The following is an 18,048-nucleotide window of genomic DNA, read 5'->3' on the forward strand; positions in this document are numbered from 1 at the left end:
ATGTGCAGCGGGCGCGGCGCGTTGGCTACCCTTGCCGCGTGCCGTCGCTCTTTCGCCGCAAGTCCACCGACCTCGTCGACGAGGCCGTCACCTCGGTGACCCCCGAGGAGACCGCCGAGCGTCCCCGGGGTTACACCCCGGCCAAGGGTCGGGAGACGCCCAAGCGGCCGACCGCCGGTCGCCGCCCGGCCGGCCCGAGCCGCCCCCTCACCAAGGAGGAGGAGCGGGAGCGCCGGCGCCAACTGCGCGCCGAGGCCGCGTCGGAGTTCCGCCGCGAGGGCGGCCCCCGCGACCGTGGCCCGGAGCGGCTGCTGGCCCGCAACGTGGTCGACTCCCGGCGTACCGTCGGCACCTGGTTCTTCGGTGGCGCGCTGATCGTGCTGCTCGGGTCGAACGCCGCCATGCCGGCGCCGGTCCGGCTGATCTCCAACGTGCTCTGGGGCGTGCTGGCGCTGGGTGTGGTGGTCGACTCGGTGCTGATCTGCCGCAAGATCAGCAAGCTGGTCCGGGAACGCTTCCCGAAGACCGACCAGCGGATGGGCTCGCTCTACCTCTACGCGGTCATGCGGTCGATCACCTTCCGGCGGATGCGCGCTCCGGCTCCCCAGGTCAATCTGGGCGACAAGGTCTGACCCGCCACCACCACGCACCAGCGCCGAAACTGCTGCCCCAGCCGTACCGGGGGCAGCAGTTTCGCGGTAACTGCGCGGATCGTGCCGTGCGTTCATCATGCTGAACACGTTGTCGTTGTTCGTCAGACCGAACGTTCGATCCAATGGAGCGAAGGCATGCCTTCGGAACCGGCTGCCCCGCTGGCCACCATCGCCGCCGCCCTGCGCCGGGAGCGGGAACGCGTCGGCATCTCGCTGACCGAGCTGGCCCGCCGAGCCGGGGTGGCCAAGTCCACCCTCTCCCAACTGGAGTCGGGCATCGGCAACCCCAGTGTGGAGACGCTCTGGGCGCTGGGTGTCGCACTCGGCGTGCCGTTCAGCCGGCTGGTCGAGCCGGTCGACGACGGCGTACGGGTGATCCGGTCGGGCGACGGGCCGCAGGTCCGCTCCGAGCAGGCCGACTTCAGCGGAACACTGCTCAGCGCCGGCGCGGCGCACCTGCGCCGCGACGTCTACCTGATCAGGCTGGAACCGGGCGCGGTGCGAACCGGCCACGGCCACACCCCGCGCAGCATCGAACACGTGGTGGTCGCCGCCGGCCGGCTACGGGCCGGGCCCGAGACGGCGCCGGTCGACCTCGACCCCGGCGACTACGCCACCTTTCCCGGCGACGCCCCCCATCGCTACGAGGCCCTCGCTCCCGGCACCTTCGCCGTCCTCATCATGGAGCACCCCTGACCGAGCGCGACGATCCCGCCCGATCCGGCTGGTCGGCGGGTGCGGTATGGTCGAGGTCAGATTCGGTTATAGGACCAAATGTCCGAAACCAATGGGATAACGTTTGCGCCGGTGGGCGGCGCCACAGTGGCGGTGAGCGAGCCCACGCCGTTACCCTCCATCCGCAGCCACGGCCAGCCCGAACGGCGACCTGACCGGCACGTGAGGCCCCAGCGCGACAATTTGCAACGAGGTGACAACGCGTGAGCGAGCGGACGCGAGCCGGCCACCGGGGCGTGGCAGGCGGCGACCGGACGCCCGGAGGTCACCCGAACCCGGCTGCGGACAGCTCACCCCCGGCGAGAAGCGGCCCAGCGGCCGGGTGTGGCGACGGGCTCGACGGATGAACGGCCGCTACAACGACCGGTGGCCAGACCCGAACGAACCGTCCTGGGTGGTCGAACCGACCACCGAGTGGCACCCCCAGTTCCCCGGCCAGCGCTACCCCGGCGACATCGGCACCACCCACCAGCCGCCACCACGCGGCCGGGCGACGGTGACCGGCCGCGCCGAGGTGCCGCCGCTCGCTCCCACCCGCCCGGACGGCACGTACCTCGGCCGCTCGTGGTCCGACGAACCGCTGGCGGAACAGGCGCCTTCCGGTCGATCCTGGGTGGACGACGAGCCGGGCGAGACACCGGTCTACGGCCGGTCCCGAGGCGAGGAGCGCGCGTCCGACCCGTCCGGCTACGGCCGGCCCGACCCGGCCGACTCCCGCCACTACGACCACGAGCCGTACCGTCGACCGCTGCCCGAGCCACCCCGCCGCGAGGAGCGCCGGTCCCCCGAGTCGGATCGCCGTACCGCCTGGTCCGACCGACGTCCGGCGGACGAGCGGGGACCCGCGCGGGAAGCCGCCTGGCACCGCGACCAGGGCAGCCCGGAGCGGTACGACAGCCGCCGACCCCGCCAGGAGCCCGCCGAGCGGGACCGGGTCTACCGGGGCACGCCGCCGGTCTCCCCCGCGCCCCGGCCCGAACCCGGCTGGGTGCCAGAGCCGAACGACACACCGCGTCGGCGCACGCAGGAGCGACCGGCTGCCGGCTACGAGCGGCCCCCCGGCGACGGGTACGGCAACCGACCCACCCGTGAGCACGACGGCCGGCCCGCCGACGGCGCCGACCCGTGGGCCCCCGTGGACGGCCGCACGCGGTACCGCCCGGACGCATACCCGGACCGGGCCGTCGACGACCTGCGCCGCCCGGAGCCGCGCTACCGCGCGGACGAGGGTGTCGGCCCGGCGCCGGCACCCAACGGAGGACGGCGGCGGCAACCCGAGCCGGACCTGCCCGAGCAGCCCCGCCTCGACGACGACCGGCGGCGGCCCGACACCGACTCCCACTGGCAGCAGCCCCGCGAGGCGGCGGCCCGCGCCGAGGCGTACCCGGACCGGCGCCCCCGCGAGCAGGCCCGCCCGGACGCGTACCGCGAGAACGGCTACCGCGAGGACGCGCCTCGCGAGGACGCGTACCGCGAGCCCCGGCCGCAGTCGGGCCAACGGCCGGACGGCAGTCTGCCCTGGCCACCCCCGGGGCCGGTGCGCCAGGACCGCACCGGGGACCGCACCCGGGAGCCAAGCCACCGCCCGGACCCGCACCGCACCACGGACCCGTACCGAACCACGGACCCGCACCGCACCACGGACCCGTACCGCGGCGCCGAGCCCGGTGTCCCGTCCCGCCCGGCCGCCCGCCCCGACGAGCGACCGGCGGCCGGCCCCACGCGGTACGACGAGCGGCCGGTACGCCCGGCTGCGGCTCCGCCCGCGTCCGGTCGTTCGATGCCGGTCCCACCGGTGTCCCCGGAGCGACCGGTGTCGCCCGCCGCACCCGGCTGGAACCGACCGGTGTCCGCCGCCCCGATCTCGCCGGCCTCCCCGCAGCGGCCGGTGTCGTCGGCACCCGTCCCGCCCACCACCCGCAATTGGGACCGACCGGTGTCGGCCGCACCGGTATCGCCGGCCTCCCCGCAGCGGCCGGTGTCGTCGGCACCCGTCTCCCCCGCCACCCGCGATTGGGACCGACCGGTGTCGCCCGCACCGGTGTCGCCCGCCTCCGACCGGCCCATCTCGGGACCGCCTGCCGCGCGCCTGCGGCTGGAGTACCTGCCCGCGCCGGTGGACCCGCCCGGCCCGGACGAGCGGTCGGATGCCCCGCCGGCATCGGGTCACCGGCCGCTGGCCGAACCGCCACCGGCGGCCCGGGCGCACCCTGCCGCACCGCCGCGTTACTCCGGGCCGGACACCGGAGCCCGCCCGGCGGACCAGCGGCGCGACCTCTCCCCGGACCGCTCGCACTCGCCGGACCACCCACACCCCGCAGAGCGCCCGCACTCGTCGGACCGCCCAGCTGCGCCGGAACGCCCGGCAGCGCCGCAGCGCCCGTACCCGCCGCAGCGGTTGACCCCGGCGGCCGACGCCCGCCCGCCGGTGGCACCGCCGCCCACCTGGCAGGTGCCGAACCCACCGGTGACCCGCCCCGCCCCGACACCCCCGACGCCGGCCCCTACCGCGCCGGCCCCTACCGCGCCGGCTCCTGCCACCCCGGCCGCCCCGGCCCCTGCCGCTCCACAGCCGCCGGCCGACAACGCCGCGCCGACGCTTCCGCTGGCCCCTGGTACGCCGCGTCGCTACGTCCCCCCACCGCCCTCGGAGGAGCCGGCGACGCCCCTGGCCGAGCCGGACCAGGCCCCGGGCACGCGAGGGCCGGAAGCATGGTTCAGCCCCGCCCAGCCGGCCGAGGCCGACCAGGGCGCGGCTAAGGAGCAGCACCCGGTCGACCCGGCCGACGACGAGTCGACCACCGGCGACCCCGACCTGTTCACGCCGCCGGCCACAGCGGACCCGGAGCTGTCGGCACCCGGGGCCGACAGCGACCTCGACGTCACCGACGAGTCCACACCAGACGATCTCTTCGCCCCGGTCTCCGCACCACCCACCCACCCGATCTCCGGCGCACCCCGCAGCTGGGCGGACGACCTGGACGACGACGCACCACCAGCTTCCGAAACGGCATCGGCGCAGGGCAGTCGGCCCGTCTCCGGAATCCCTGATACCGCGATGTCCCACCACCAGGCCGACGTTGACGAGCTGCCCGCCACCGCCGCGCCCATCGAGGACGCCGATCCGGTCGAACACGATCTGGCGGACGAGGCCGCGCCGGACGACCCCTGGTCGGTCGTGGCCGATGATCCGAGCCCGGCCCTGACGAATGGGGCGCGAGACGACGAGTGGTCGGTCGACGCTGAGCCGCCCGCAACGGTCGACGACGCGGACCAGCCTGTCTCGGCACCGCCCGTCTCGGCACCGCCAACGTCGACCACCACACCCGTCTCCGCGCCACCAGCGATACCCGCACCGCCCCCCGCCGCTCCCCCGACACCGGTCCCACCACCCACCACAGCGCCCGTCTCCGCACCCCCGGCCTCGGCCGAGGCACCCGTCTCCGCGCCACCGGCGTCGACCACCACACCCGTCTCCGCACCGCCAGCGATGCCCACACCGCCCCCCGCCGCTTCCCCGACACCGGTCCCACCACCCACCACAGCGCCCGTCTCCTCGCCACCGGCGTCGGCCGAGGCGCCCGTCTCCGCACCACCGGCGTCGACCGCAGCACCCGTCTCCGCACCACCGGCGTCGACCGCAGCACCCGTCTCCGCACCACCGGCGTCGACCGCAGCACCCGTCTCCGCGACCACACCCGTCTCCGCACCACCAGCGGCGACGGTGCCGGCCTCTGGGCCGCCCGCCTCGGCCGTTCCCGAACCCAGGAGCGGTTCGGACGAGGAGCACACGTCGGAGCCCACGCCACCCGACGAGGCTCCGCCGGTGGTGACCCGCCCGTCGCTGGCCGATCCGGGCGACCCGGAGCAGGTTCTGGCCGCGTACCGCTGGCGGTTGGACCCGGTCACCCTGCGCGAGGATCTGACGGAGCCGGACGACCTGCGGGCCATCCGGCGGCGGTTGACCGAGAAGTTGGGCTCGGCGATCGACAACCGGGCGCGGGCGCGGCTGCTCAGCCTGCGGGCGGTGGCCTCGCGCATTCTCGGCGACCTGGACGACGCGCTGGCCGATGGTCGGCTCGCCCTCACCTACGCCGAAGCCACCGGCGAGCTGCGCCGGACCGCGCTGGCCCAGGCCCGGTTGGCCCACGTGCTGCGTTGGCGCGGCGACTTCGCCGAGGCGGACCAGCTCTTCGCCCAGGCCAACTCGATCGAGTTGCCCGACCGGTTGCGGGCCGCGCTGCACGAGCACGCCGGGCGGTCGTGTTACGACCAGGGACGGCTCATGGAAGCCTGCCAGCACTTCGAGAAGGCGCTCGACCTGCGCGGCGCCGGTGACGCCGAACTGTTGGACCGGGTCCGGGTGGCCCTCGACGCGGTCACCGCCCGGGCCACGGCGGATGGCTTCGGGCCGTACCCCCGCAGTCGGGACGAGGTGCTCGACCGGGACCGACCCCCGCTGCCGGAGCGGGACGGGCCGCTGTGGGGTTACACCAGCCAGGACGGCGACCTGGTCATCCCCGCCCGGTACGCGGAGGCGCAGCCCTTCCACGACGGGTTGGCCTGGGTCCGCCGGCCGGACACCGACCGCTGGTCGCTGATCAACCTGTTGGGTACGACGGTGATCCCGCCCTCGTTCCGGGTCGCGCACCCGTTCAGCGACGGCCTGGCCTGGGTGGTCGGCGAGGGCGGTTGGACGGCGATCGACGCGACCGGCGCGGTGCAGGTCGCACCCAACTACGCCGAGGTACGACCGTTCCGGCGCGGGCTGGCCGCGGTGCGACGCGAGGGGTGGGGGGCGGTCGACCGGACCGGCCGGATCGTCGTGCCGACCCGCTACCACGGCTTCGTGACCGAGTTGGCCGACGGCCAGCAGATCGACGGTTTCACCGACGAGGGGTTGGCCGTGGTCGACGTGGCCGGTCGGCGCGGTGTGGTGGACCGCACCGGCGCGGTGTTGGTCCCGCCGACGCACCCGATGCTGGTCATCCACCCGGTGGCGTTCCTGGTGGCGAGCGGCAGCGGACGGTGGGGCGCTCTGGACCGGCGCGGCGAGCCGTTGATCGACCAGGTGCACCGCGACCGCGCCGAGGTGCTGGCGGAGATCGACCGGTTACTCACCGACGCCAATCCGGTGCTCTGAGTCGACAGTCGCCACGGTGATCCACTGGAGCTAGGGTCGGTACATGGAATTCCGACACCTGGGCCGTTCCGGCCTGCTGGTCAGCGAGATCTCGTACGGCAACTGGATCACCCACGGTTCGCAGGTCGAAGAGGACGCCGCGTTCGCCTGCGTCCGGGCCGCGCTGGACGCGGGCATCACGACCTTCGACACCGCCGACGTGTACGCCGGCACCCGGGCCGAGGACGTGCTCGGCCGGGCGTTGCAGAACGAGCGCCGCGAGGGCCTCGAAATCTTCACCAAGGTCTACTGGCCGACCGGCCCCGGCCGCAACGACCGCGGCCTGTCCCGCAAGCACATCATGGAGTCGATCAACGGGTCGCTGCGCCGACTGCGCACCGACTACGTGGACCTCTACCAGGCCCACCGCTACGACGGCAGCACCCCGCTGGAAGAGACGATGGAGGCGTTCGCCGACGTCGTGCACTCCGGCAAGGCGCACTACATCGGCGTCTCCGAGTGGACCGCCGCGCAGCTGCGCGCCGCTCACCCGCTCGCCCGGGAGCTGCACATCCCGCTGGTCTCCAACCAGCCGCAGTACTCGCTGCTCTGGCGGGTCATCGAGGCCGAGGTCATTCCGGCCAGCGAGGAGCTGGGCATCGGGCAGATCGTCTGGTCGCCGATGGCGCAGGGCGTGCTCTCCGGCAAGTACCTGCCGGGTCAGCCGCCGCCGGCCGGCTCCCGCGCCACCGACGAGAAGTCGGGCGCGAACTTCATCGCCCGGTTCATGAACGACGACGTGCTCACCCGGGTCCAGCAGCTCAAGCCCCTCGCCGAGCAGGCCGGGCTCAGCATGGCCCAGCTCGCCGTGGCGTGGGTGCTACAGAACCCGAACGTCTCGTCGGCGATCATCGGTGCGTCCCGCCCCGAGCAGGTGCACGACAACGTGAAGGCGGCCGGGGTGAAGCTCGACGCCGACCTGCTCAAGGCGATCGACGACGTCGTCGAGCCGATCGTCGAGCGGGACGCGGCGAAGACCGAGTCCCCCGCGCAGCGGCCCTGACGCCGTTGCGGTCCGGCCGGCGTGGGTGTTGCACGCCGGCCGGGCCGGTCAGCCCAGCTCAGGTCAGCCCTGCCAGAACCGGATCAGCTCCAGGCCGGTGGCGTAGAGCCACGAGGGCAGACCGAGCAGGTCACCGACCGCGAAGACCGCGTCGAAGAACCAGCCGCCGATGCGCGGGTTCCACAGCAACGCGAAGAGCAGGATGAAGCCGTACGGCGCGAACAGGTCGTACATCTTGCGCCACTGCGGGTTGAGCCACGGCTGGATCATGTTGCCGCCGTCCAGGCCGGGCACCGGCAGCAGGTTCAGCACACTGGCGGTGAGCTGGAGGAAGGCGAGCAGCGCCACCCCGGCCCAGAACTCCACCGGACCACCCGACGAGGTGCCGAGCCGCACCGCAGCGACCAGCACCAGCGTGAACAGCACGTTGGTCGCCGGGCCGGCGAGGCTGACCAGGGTGTGTCGCAGGCGTCCCGGGATGGCGTGCCGGTCCACCCAGACCGCGCCGCCGGGCAGGCCGATGCCGCCGAGCAGCACCACCACCACCGGCAACACGATCGACAACAGCGGGTGGGTGTACTTGAACGGGTTGAGCGTCAGGTAGCCCCGGTGGGCGATGTCCCGGTCGCCGGCCCGGTAGGCCACCACGGCGTGGGCGTACTCGTGCAGGCAGAGCGACACCAGCCAGCCGGACACCACGAAGAGGAACACGTTGAACCGGACGTTGCCGTACCCGTTCCAGGCCAGCACCCCGGTGACCGCGAAGAGGGCGACCAGGCCGAGGAAGACCGGGCTGGGCCGGAACGCCGCCTTGGGGACGCCGAGGACCAACCCGTCGCCGGCCGGCCGGTCGTAGGCCATCACTCGGCCGTGGGCAGCAGGCTCATCCGGTACTCCACCCGGTCGTCCTCCACGAGCGCGACCGAGGTGACGCCGGACGCCGCGAGCTCCCGCCAGGTCTGACCGATCCAGGATTCGGCGTCGGCCTGGCTGCCGAACGACTCCGCCGGTCCCTCGACCGTCTGGCCGTCCGTGCCCTCGTACCGCCAGCTCCACGCCATGCCGCGTCTCCCCTCGCCGCTGAAGTCCCCGTGGGACGAACCCTCGCCAGCGTAGTCGGCCCGGCGCGCAACGGCCGCTCGCTCGCCCCGGCCGGACACCCCGGGGTGGATCAATCCGATCGACGCCGGCCGGTACGGTGGGCCCGGTGTTGACACGGGGAGTTCTGCTCGGCGACCGGTACCGGCTGGGCGAGCGGGTGGCGACGGGTGGGATGGGCGCGGTCTGGCGCGGCACGGACGTGCTGCTGGAACGCGAGGTCGCGGTGAAGGTGCTGCTGCCGTCGCTGGTCGCCGATCCGGAGTTCACCGCCCGGTTCCGGGCCGAGGCGCGGATGCTGGCCGCGCTGCGTCATCCCGGCGTGGTGCCGGTGCACGACGTGGGGCAGTCGGTGCTCGACGACGGCAGCCAGGTCGACTACCTGGTCATGGAGTACGTCGAGGGCGAGCCGTTGTCCGCCCGGGTGCGCACGGTGGGGCGGTTGGACCCGGCCAGCACCATGTCGGTGCTGGCCCAGGCGGCGGACGCGCTGCACACCGCCCACCTCGCCGGCATCGTGCACCGCGACGTGAAGCCGGGCAATCTGCTGGTCAAGGCCGACGGCAGGGTGGTGCTCGTCGACTTCGGCATCGCCCGGTCCCGCAACATGGCCGGGCTCACCGCCGCGAACATGGTGCTCGGCACCGCCTCGTACATGTCCCCCGAGCAGGCCACCGGGCAGCCGGTCTCGGCCGCCACCGACATCTACGCGCTCGGCGCGGTGGCGTACTTCTGCCTTGCCGGGCAGCCGCCCTTCCACGGGGACAACCCGCTCGCGGTGGCGCTCCGGCACGCCCAGGAGGACCCGGCGGCGCTGCCGGCGGACACCCCACCGGCGGTCGCCGCCGTGGTCGCCCGCGCGCTTGCCAAGCGTCCGGAGGAACGGTTCGGCAGCGCCGCTGAGTTGGCCGCTGCCGCCGCCGACGCCCGCGACGCGACCCTGGCGAGCATCCCGGTCTCCGCCCGCCCACCGTGGGCGTTGGCCGCTCCCGCCCCGGGCGCCGTCCCGGACCCCGCCACTCCCGCCGTCCCGGCGCCCACCCCGCCGGTCGCCGCTTCGCCACCGGCGGGGCCGGCGCCCGCGCCGCTGCGCCCGGCGGCGAACGTCGCGGCCGAACCGACGACCGAGCCGAAACCGACCCGGGAGGACGCGCTCGGGGCCGCTGGGCCGGACCGCCGCCGGCCACTGCTGATCGGGGCGGGCGCGGTCGTGCTCGTCGCGCTGGTCGTCGCGGTCGCGGTGAGCGCGCTGCGGCCGGAGACCACACCGGGCGGCACGGACCCGAATCGGCCGCCCGCGCTGGCCGGCGAGTCGGCGGCAGCCAGCGACGCCCTGCTGCCGGGCGCTGACACGACCACCACCGGGCCCCGGCCCAGCGGCACGCCGGGTGCCACCCGCACCGCGACGGCCGGCCCGACCGGATCTCCCGCCGACCCGACGGCCGGTGGCGACCCCGACCGCAGCGCGGTGCCGGGCGGCGCGCCGACCGGTACGGCCAGCAGCCGACCGACGCCCAGCCGTACCCCGTCCAGCCGGCCCAACCCGTACACGGCCGCGCAGGCGTGCGGCAGCGGCTACCAGGTGATCGACTCGGCAACGCTGACCGGCGGTGACGGGCAGCGCAAGGGCCGCGTCTTCCTGCTCTACCACGCGGGCACCGGCACCAACTGCGTGGTCACCCTCAAGGACACCGCGGTCGGCGCGAAGTCGGCGGTCTCGGCGTACCTGGAGGTGCAGGGCAAGGCCCGCGGCACCGACAGCGGGTCGTTCGACTACTACGCCGGGCCGGTCCGGGCCAACGCCGCCGGGACGTGCGTGAAGTGGGGCGGCTCGACCGGCGGGGTCAGCTACGGCAGCGGATTCGAACACTGCGACTGAACGACGGCGAGCACCGGGCCGGCAGGCACCGCGACCCCGGGCGGCCTTAAGGTACGGGCATGTCCGTAGACGGGTGGAACACGGTCCTGGTGCTCGGCGGTATCCGGTCCGGCAAGTCCGAGTTCGCCGAGTCCCTGGTCACCGACGCGCCGGTGGTCCGCTACGTCGCCACCGCGCCAGAGGGCGACCCCGAGGACACCGAGTGGGCGACCCGGTTGGCGAAGCACCGCGCCCGGCGACCGGGCAGCTGGACCACCGAGGAGACCACCGAGGACCCGCGCCGGTTGGCCGACGTGCTCGCGTCCGCCGAGCCCAACGAGACGCTGCTCGTCGACGATCTGGGCGGCTGGGTGACGGTGCTGCTCGACCCGGACCACCAGCCCGCCGACGACGTGGCGACGATCGCCGAGCTGGCCGAGGCGATCCGGGGCTGCGCCGCCCGGGTGGTGCTGGTAAGCCCCGAGGTGGGGCTCTCGCTGGTGCCGACGACGCCGCTGGGCCGGGCGTTCACCGACGCGTTGGGCGCGGCCAACCGCGCGGTCGCCGACGCCTGCGACGCGGTGGCGCTGGTCGTCGCCGGTCAGCCGGTCTGGCTCAAGCCGGTCACCACCGCGACCGAGCCGACCGCTTCCGCGACCGCCACCGGGCCGACCGCCGCCGCCACCGCACCGGTGGTGGCGGGCCTGGCCGACGCCGAGCCCACCCCCGAGGTGCAACTGCCCGACGTGCTCACCCACACGCCGCCGGCCGTGCCGACCCAGGAGCCGGGCAACCCGTGGGCCGCACCCACCATGGCGCTGCCGATGGTGGCCACCGGGCTGGTCATCCAGCCCGGCATGGAGTTGCCGATGCCCGACGAGTACGCGGGCCCGCAGGCGGTGGACCGACTGGCCACGCTAGACGTGCCGGGCGCCGGGCTGGGCGTGCTGGACCGGGTGGTCGGCTTCGCCGCCGCCACCCAGGGCACCTCGACCCCGGCCGCCTGGGGCTCGGTGCGGGTGCTGCTGCTGCGCGGCGACCACGCGGGCGGAGCGTCGGCCGGCACCGTCGCCGGTGAGTCGGCGCGCCGGGCCGCGCAGGCCCGCGCCGGCCGGGGCGCGTTGGCCCGGCTGGCCGCCGAGAGCGGCGCCAGTCTCCAGGTGGTGGACACCCCGGCCTCCGCAGCCATGGAGAACGAACCGGCGCTGCCGTTGGAGCAGGTGGACTCCGCGCTGCGCTACGGCTGGCGGTTGGCCGAGCAGGCCGCCGACGCCGGCGTACAACTGCTGGTGCTCGGGGCGTGCGGCGCCGGCACCGAGGCGGCGGCCGCCGCGGTGCTCGCGGCGACCGCGGGCGCGGAGCCGCCCGGCGTGCTGGGCCGGGTGATCACCGACTCCGGTGAGATCGACGACGCGGCGTGGATGATCCGCTGCGCGGCGGTACGTGACGCGTTGCACCGCACCCGCCGCTCGTCCCGCGGCGCCAAGGACATCCTCGCCGAGCTGGGCGGCGGCGACGTGGCCGTGGCCACCGGCGTGCTGCTCGGCGCCACCGCCCGCCGGGTGCCGGTGCTGCTCGACGGGCCGGTCGGGGTGGCGGCCGGCATGGTGAGCCGTGACCTGGCCGGGCAGGCCCGGCACTGGTGCCTGCTGGCCGACCACGGCGGGCACCCGGCCGTGCGGCTCGCCGCCGACGTGCTGGGCCTCACCCCGCTGCTCGACCTGCGGCTGGATCTCGGCGAGGGCGCGAACGCGCTGGTGGCGCTCCCGCTGCTGCGCTCGGTGCTGGCGCTGTCCGCCGCGCTGCCGGTCCACCCGTCGCTCGGCGGCGGCGACACCGACCCGGCCGGCGATGAGCCGGAGTCCACCGACCCGGGTTACGCCGACCCGACGCTCCCGGCACCCGACGTCGAGCCCAATTTCGGCGAGCCGGACTTCGCCGAGCCGGAGCCGGCCGGGCCGGGCCCGGCCAGCACCGGGGCGGACGAGCAGCCGGCGTCGGGCTGGCGTGCCGGCTGAGTCGCGGCTCCTCGCGGGAGCCCGGCTGGCGGTCACCACGTTCACCACGCTGCCGGTGCGGGCCGGGCGGATCGATCGCCCGGTCGCCGGCACCGCGATGGCCCTCGCCCCGGTGGTCGGCGCGTTGCTCGGCGCCCTGCTGACCGGTGTGCTGCTGCTGGCCGCCGGGCTCGCTCCCCCGCTGGTGGCGGCGGGCGTGACCGTCGGCGCCGCCGCGCTGCTCACCCGGGGGCTGCACCTGGACGGGCTGGCCGACACCGTGGACGCGCTCGGCTCGTACCGACGGGGAGCCGCCGCCCTGGAGATCATGAAGAAGCCGGACGTCGGCCCGTTCGGGGTGGTCGCCCTGGTGGTCGTACTGCTGGTGCAGGCGGCGGCGCTCGCCGACCTGGCCGGACGGTCCTGGCCGGCGTGCCTCGCGGCGGTGGTCGCGGCGACCGCGGCCGGGCGGTTCGGCGTCACGCTGGCCTGCCGGCGGTCGGTGCCGGCGGCCCGGCCGGACGGGTTGGGCGCCCTGGTGGCCGGCACGGTCGGCCCGGTGGCCCTGGCCGCCGGCGGCCTCGCCGTCGTGCTGCTGGCGGTGCCCGCGGTGCCGGGCCGCCCGTGGCAGGGGCCACTGGCCGTCGTCGCCGCGATCGCCGTCGCGCTGGCGCTGCTCACCCACGTGGTACGCCGACTCGGCGGCATCACCGGCGACGTGCTGGGCGCGACCGTCGAGGTGGTCACCACGCTGGTCTACCTGGGTCTGGTGCTGTCCGGCTGAACCGGGCACGGCGGGCCGGGTAGCGTTCGGCTCGACAACACCGGCGCGGCCCACCGGGGGACCCAGCATGCTCATCACGGACGACTTCCTGCCCGTACCGGTGCCGGAGTCGCTCAGCGCGACCTACCTGGTGCCGATGGTGGGGCTGCCGAAGGTCAGCGCGAAGACGGCGGTGGCGGCCCTGACCGGCCGACTGGCCGAGCCGGTGCACGGGTTGGCCCGGCAGATGCTCGACAGTCCGCTGATGAGCGTCGACACCCGGCCGATCGCCGAGTTCCCCGCGCTGCCGCCGGACCTGCTCACCGCGTTCGGCGCCACCGAGGAGCAGCTGGCCCGGTTGGCGGCGGCGACGCACCTGGTGGTGGTGCAGGCCGAGTACCGGCCCGGCTGGCCGCCCGCGCACGAGTGGGCCGCCCGGGCGGTCGCGGCGGCGGTGGCGGAGTCCGTCGGCAGCGACGTGGTGGACGTCTTCGGTCTCCAGTTCCTCGACCCGGCGACCGCGCTGCGCTCCCTCCCCGACGAGCAGGGCCGCATTCGGCTGGTCGACTGGGTGCTGGTGCCGTACTCCTCGGACACCGAGGGTCTGTGGTTCACCACGAAGGGGTTGCGGCGTTTCGGTCTGCTGGAGTTGCAGACCCAGGGTGTGCCCGACCATCTCACCCGCGCCTGGGGCGCGGTGATGACCGGGGCGGCCCGACGGCTGCTGCGGGACTGGACCGACGGGCTCACCGGCGAGGAGGTGCCGGCGTTCGTGCAGCTGCCGGTGCTGGCCACGGTCACCGGGCACGACATCGCGGTGGCGTACGGCAACCCGGAGCAGCACGGCGCCACCGCCCCGGTGCTGCTGCGCCTGGAACTGGACCCGGCGACCGACCCGGAGGCCGACTCGTTCCTCAGTCTGCGTCCGCCGGCCGGGCACCCCGGCCCGGACGGGCGCTACTACGCCGCCGCCTGCGCGACGCTGTTCGCCGGGATCCAGCCGGACGTGCGCTACGCCCGCTCGGGCGACGCGATGAGCCGTGCGGTCGCCACCGCCCGGGCCGCGCTGGGTGACGCGCGGGCCCGGTTCGTCGCCGGCCAGCTGCCCACCGAGTCGCAGCTGGTGGTGAAGTACGGCCTGCCCGGCGACGACGGGCCGGAGTACGTCTGGGCCGGGGTGACCTCGTGGGAGGCCCCGGAGCGCATCGTCGGCGTGAGCGCCAGCGACGCCAACACCGACCAGAGCGTGCGCATCGGCGCTCCGGTGGTGGTGGAGACGTCCGACGTGGTCGACTGGGCCGTCCTGGACGCCACCGGCGTCATCGAGGGCGGCTGGACCCAGGCAGTCCTCGACTCCGGCGAACCCCCCACCCCCTCGCGCTGACCTCGCTCGCCAGTCGATCAAGAGGTTTGCGTCGGAATTCCGTCCGGACGTGACGCAAACCTCTTGATCACCGGAACGGGCTCGGGGGTTACTTCACCGAGGGGGTTACGAAGGGGGGCTTGGTCAGGGTCAGGGGGGCGCGGCGGCCTCGGATGTCGATCTCGACCTGGTCGCCGTCGGCGAGGTTGGCGTCGGTGTTCAGCAACGCCAGCGCGATGCCCTGCTTACGGGTTGGCGAGAAGGTGCCGCTGGTCACCTGGCCGACCTGGGTGTCGCCGACGTGCAGGGTCATGCCGGGCCGCGGGATGGCCCGGTCGACCGCCACCAGACCGCGCAGCGTACGTCGGGGACCGGCGGCCTTCTCGGCGAGCAGCGCGTCGCGGCCCCAGAAGGCCGGCTTGTCCCAGCCGACCGCCCAGCCGGAGCGGGCCTGCACCGGGCTGATGTCCAGGGAGAGGTCCTGCCCGTGCAGCGGGTAACCCATCTCGGTACGCAGCGTGTCGCGGGCGGCCAGCCCGCAGGCGCGCAGCTCGAACGCCGTGCCGACGGCGAAGAGCTCGTCCCAGACGGCCACCGCGTGCTCCGCCGGCACCACCAGCTCGTAGCCCAGCTCGCCGGTGTAGCCGGTACGGCAGACGGTCAGCTCCACCCCGGCCAGGGTCGCGGCGGAGAAGCTCATGTAGCCGTGCTCGGTGGGCAGGCGCAGGGCGGCCAGCAACTCGGCCGAGCGGGGGCCCTGCACGGCCAGCACCGCGTACGCCTCGTGCTCGTCGGTGACGGTCACCTGCGCGGGCGCGGCGGCGCGCAACCGGCGCACCACCTCGGCGGTGTTCGCCGCGTTCGGGATGAGGAAGACGTGGTCGTCGGCGTAGAGGTAGGCGATGATGTCGTCCACCACCCCGCCGGTGGCGTCGTCGCAGCAGAGCGTGTACTGCGCCCGGCCCGGACCGATCCGGCCCAGGTCGTTGCTGAGGCAGGCGTTCACGAACTCCGCCGCGCCGGGGCCGCTCACCCGGGCCTTACCCAGGTGCGACACGTCGAAGACCCCGACCGCCGTACGCACCGCGGTGTGTTCCTTGAGCACGCCGCCACCGGCGTACTCGAGTGGCATCTCCCAGCCCCCGAAGGGGGCGAACTTGGCTCCGGCGGCGAGGTGCCGCTCGTGCAGTGGGGAACGGCGCAGCCGGGTCGCGGCGGCGTCGGAGGTCACGTCGGTCATGGGTGGCAACTTACCGGGGTCAACGTGGCTGGTTAGCATCGGCGGGAGCCCGCTGGCGCCGTCGGCGGGACAGCCATGACGTCCGGCGGGTAGGTTCCGCCGGAGACCTTCACCGCTGGTACGCGACGACGCGACCGGCCCGGCCCGCCCGGAGTAGCTTCAGTGACATCACCCCGCACCACCAACCTGAGCCTGGTCGACACCGATCCGGCCGAGCTAGCCGTCGACGCGATCGTGATCGGCGTGCACAGTCAGACCGGAGAGCAGGGCGCCACCAGCGGCCTCGCCGGCACCCTGCTGCTCGCCAGCGGCGCGGAGAGCATCGCCGCCGCGTTCGACGGCAAGCTGACCGAGACCCTCGCGCTGCTCGGCGCGACCGGTGGGCCGGGTGAGGTCATCAAGCTGGCCACGCTGGGCACCGTGACCGCCCCCCTGGTCACCGCGGTCGGGCTCGGCCCGGAGCCGTCGGGTGCCGCCCCGGCCCCGGAGACGCTGCGCCGGGCCGCCGGTGCGGCGATCCGGGCCCTGGCCGGCGCGCCCAAGGTCGCGCTGGCGCTGCCGTTGCCGGACGACGCGGACGCGTCGGCCGAGCTGCGCGCGGTCGCCGAGGGCGCGCTGCTCGGCGGGTACCGGTTCGCCGGCTACAAGACCCGCCCCCAGCCGACCCGGCGGGAGCCGGTGGCCGAGGTGCTCATCGCGGTGCCGGACGCGAGCGCCGCGGACGCCCAGGCGGAGATCGCCCGGGCGCAGGCGGTGGCGAGCGCGGTCCGGCTCAGCCGGGACTGGGTGAACACCGCGCCGAACGAGCTGCGTCCGCCGTCGTTCGCCGACGCGGTCGCCGACGCCGCCCGTGAGGCCGGCCTCGGCGTCGAGGTGCTCGACGAGGCGGCGCTGGCCGCCGGCGGGTACGGCGGCATCGTCGCGGTCGGGCAGGGCTCGGAGGCCCCGCCGCGGCTGGTGAAGTTGACCTACACCCCGCAGGACGGCGGCAACGGCAAGCGGGTCGCGCTGGTGGGCAAGGGCATCACCTTCGACACCGGCGGCATCTCGATCAAGCCGGCGCAGGGCATGTGGGAGATGAAGTCCGACATGGCCGGCGCCGCCGCGGTGGGTGCGGCCATGCTGGCGATCGCCGCGCTGAAGCCGACGGTGGCGGTCAGCGCGTACCTGCCGATGGCGGAGAACATGCCGTCGGGCACGAGCTACCGGCCGGGTGACGTGATCACCATGTTCAACGGCAAGCGGGTCGAGGTGCTCAACACCGACGCCGAGGGCCGGATGATCCTGGGCGACGCCATCGCCCGCGCCTGCGCGGACGGCACCGACTACCTGTTCGAGACCTCCACCCTGACCGGTGGCCAGGTCATCGCGCTGGGCAAGCGGGTGGCCGGCGTGATGGGCACCCCGGAGCTGTGCGACCGGGTGAAGGTGGTCGGCGACTCGGTCGGCGAGCCGGCCTGGCCGATGCCGCTGCCCGACGACGTCCGCAAGGGCATGGAGTCGGATGTCGCGGACATCTCGCAGGTCAACGCCGGGATGGACCGGGCCGGTCACATGTTGCAGGGCGGCGTGTTCCTGCGCGAGTTCGTGGCCGACGACGTGGCCTGGGCGCACATCGACATCGCCGGTCCGGGTTACCACTCGGGTGAGCCGACCGGCTACTGGACCAAGGGCGGCACCGGCGTCCCGGTCCGCACGCTGGTGCAGCTGGTCGAGGACGTCGCCGCCAACGGCTGACGGGCCTCACGGAAGGGCCTCCCGCGCTGGCAGGGGGCCCTTCCGCAGCTGTCAGTAGCGCTCGGGGCGACGTTTGCGTCGTTCGTTGAAGTCGCGCATCCGCTGCGGGTAGCCCATCAGGCGGACGTCGTACACCGGGATGCCCATCCGGTGGGCGAAGCGCCGGGCCCCGTCCGGGCCGTCGATGCGCCGGCGGGTCCACTCGCCGTCGTCGGCGATCAGGATGACCGTGGTCTCCGTCACCGTCGTCCGGGGCTCGATGAACGCCTCGACGCCACGCCGACTCCGGATGAAGTTCTCCAGATGGTCCAGATCGCCACGATCGGCGGCCCGGTCATGGCTCGGCACAGCCGTCTGTTTGCGGCGCCGGAACAACCCCACCCGATCTCTCCCCCACCGTGCGTCATCGACAACGGTGC

Annotated in this window: 13 protein-coding genes; 9 read left to right on the forward strand and 4 right to left on the reverse strand. The window is 74.7% G+C overall.

Annotated elements, in window-relative coordinates; translation table 11 throughout:
- Positions 1-38 precede the first annotated feature (38 nt).
- The 4 genes from AB0J33_RS20150 to AB0J33_RS20165 all read left to right on the forward strand — a co-directional run bounded on the left by AB0J33_RS20150 (position 39) and on the right by AB0J33_RS20165 (position 7,573).
- Positions 39-632, forward strand: a complete 594-nt coding sequence (locus AB0J33_RS20150) for a DUF3043 domain-containing protein (protein ID WP_363615517.1) — start codon at positions 39-41, stop codon at positions 630-632.
- 156 nt (positions 633-788) lie between these two features.
- A complete protein-coding gene (locus tag AB0J33_RS20155; RefSeq protein WP_363615518.1) occupies positions 789-1,349 on the forward strand; it encodes a helix-turn-helix domain-containing protein in 561 nt (186 codons plus the stop codon).
- 382 nt (positions 1,350-1,731) lie between these two features.
- Complete coding sequence (locus AB0J33_RS20160) at positions 1,732-6,531, forward strand: WG repeat-containing protein (protein ID WP_363615519.1); 4,800 nt, start codon at positions 1,732-1,734, stop codon at positions 6,529-6,531.
- A gap of 43 nt (positions 6,532-6,574) precedes the next feature.
- The gene (locus tag AB0J33_RS20165; RefSeq protein WP_363615520.1) at positions 6,575-7,573 is read left to right on the forward strand and encodes an aldo/keto reductase family protein; all 999 of its coding nucleotides are present in this window, start codon (positions 6,575-6,577) and stop codon (positions 7,571-7,573) included.
- A 63-nt stretch (positions 7,574-7,636) separates the two neighbouring features.
- Here the strand turns inward: AB0J33_RS20165 and AB0J33_RS20170 are convergent, their stop codons facing one another.
- Positions 7,637-8,434, reverse strand: a complete 798-nt coding sequence (locus tag AB0J33_RS20170; RefSeq protein ID WP_363615521.1) for a site-2 protease family protein — start codon at positions 8,432-8,434, stop codon at positions 7,637-7,639.
- Positions 8,434-8,634: a hypothetical protein gene (locus tag AB0J33_RS20175; RefSeq protein WP_030337978.1), complete on the reverse strand. Its 201-nt coding sequence runs from the start codon at positions 8,632-8,634 to the stop codon at positions 8,434-8,436. Before AB0J33_RS20175 ends, AB0J33_RS20170 begins: the two co-directional genes overlap by 1 nt.
- A gap of 146 nt (positions 8,635-8,780) precedes the next feature.
- On the opposite strand from AB0J33_RS20175, the gene AB0J33_RS20180 reads away from it, so the two are divergent.
- From AB0J33_RS20180 to AB0J33_RS20195, 4 genes are all read left to right on the forward strand, one after another.
- Entirely contained in the window at positions 8,781-10,550 is a 1,770-nt protein-coding gene (locus AB0J33_RS20180) for a protein kinase (RefSeq protein ID WP_363615522.1), read from the forward strand.
- A 59-nt stretch (positions 10,551-10,609) separates the two neighbouring features.
- On the forward strand, positions 10,610-12,547 hold the full coding sequence (locus AB0J33_RS20185) for a bifunctional adenosylcobinamide kinase/adenosylcobinamide-phosphate guanylyltransferase (protein ID WP_363615523.1): 1,938 nt from the start codon (positions 10,610-10,612) through the stop codon (positions 12,545-12,547).
- Complete coding sequence (locus AB0J33_RS20190; RefSeq protein ID WP_363615524.1) at positions 12,537-13,310, forward strand: adenosylcobinamide-GDP ribazoletransferase; 774 nt, start codon at positions 12,537-12,539, stop codon at positions 13,308-13,310. The genes AB0J33_RS20185 and AB0J33_RS20190 overlap by 11 nt, the downstream gene beginning before the upstream one ends.
- Positions 13,311-13,377: 67 nt before the next feature.
- Positions 13,378-14,673, forward strand: a complete 1,296-nt coding sequence (locus tag AB0J33_RS20195; RefSeq protein WP_363615525.1) for a DUF2314 domain-containing protein — start codon at positions 13,378-13,380, stop codon at positions 14,671-14,673.
- Positions 14,674-14,761: 88 nt separating this feature from the next.
- Here the strand turns inward: AB0J33_RS20195 and gcvT are convergent, their stop codons facing one another.
- On the reverse strand, positions 14,762-15,892 hold the full coding sequence (gene gcvT / locus AB0J33_RS20200; protein WP_363615526.1) for a glycine cleavage system aminomethyltransferase GcvT: 1,131 nt from the start codon (positions 15,890-15,892) through the stop codon (positions 14,762-14,764).
- Between the two features lie 162 nt (positions 15,893-16,054).
- Here gcvT and AB0J33_RS20205 point away from each other — a divergent pair, with 162 nt between their 5' ends.
- The gene (locus tag AB0J33_RS20205) at positions 16,055-17,629 is read left to right on the forward strand and encodes a leucyl aminopeptidase (protein WP_363615527.1); all 1,575 of its coding nucleotides are present in this window, start codon (positions 16,055-16,057) and stop codon (positions 17,627-17,629) included.
- 51 nt (positions 17,630-17,680) lie between these two features.
- Here AB0J33_RS20205 and AB0J33_RS20210 read toward each other — a convergent pair whose 3' ends face one another.
- The gene (locus AB0J33_RS20210; RefSeq protein WP_363615528.1) at positions 17,681-18,010 is read right to left on the reverse strand and encodes a hypothetical protein; all 330 of its coding nucleotides are present in this window, start codon (positions 18,008-18,010) and stop codon (positions 17,681-17,683) included.
- Between the last annotated feature and the right edge of the window lie 38 nt (positions 18,011-18,048).

It is taken from the genome of Micromonospora sp. NPDC049645, assembly GCF_040675155.1.
GTDB lineage: Bacteria > Actinomycetota > Actinomycetes > Mycobacteriales > Micromonosporaceae > Micromonospora.

What these genes read in the sequence shown, in the direction of transcription:
- AB0J33_RS20155 (WP_363615518.1), top strand. Translation starts at nt 789, where the DNA reads ATGCCTTCGGAACCGGCTGCCCCGCTGGCCACCATCGCCGCCGCCCTG.
- AB0J33_RS20160 (WP_363615519.1), top strand. Translation starts at nt 1,732, where the DNA reads ATGAACGGCCGCTACAACGACCGGTGGCCAGACCCGAACGAACCGTCC.
- AB0J33_RS20165 (WP_363615520.1), top strand. Translation starts at nt 6,575, where the DNA reads ATGGAATTCCGACACCTGGGCCGTTCCGGCCTGCTGGTCAGCGAGATC.
- AB0J33_RS20170 (WP_363615521.1), bottom strand. Translation starts at nt 8,434, where the DNA reads ATGGCCTACGACCGGCCGGCCGGCGACGGGTTGGTCCTCGGCGTCCCC.
- AB0J33_RS20175 (WP_030337978.1), bottom strand. Translation starts at nt 8,634, where the DNA reads ATGGCGTGGAGCTGGCGGTACGAGGGCACGGACGGCCAGACGGTCGAG.
- AB0J33_RS20185 (WP_363615523.1), top strand. Translation starts at nt 10,610, where the DNA reads ATGTCCGTAGACGGGTGGAACACGGTCCTGGTGCTCGGCGGTATCCGG.
- AB0J33_RS20195 (WP_363615525.1), top strand. Translation starts at nt 13,378, where the DNA reads ATGCTCATCACGGACGACTTCCTGCCCGTACCGGTGCCGGAGTCGCTC.
- gcvT (WP_363615526.1), bottom strand. Translation starts at nt 15,892, where the DNA reads ATGACCGACGTGACCTCCGACGCCGCCGCGACCCGGCTGCGCCGTTCC.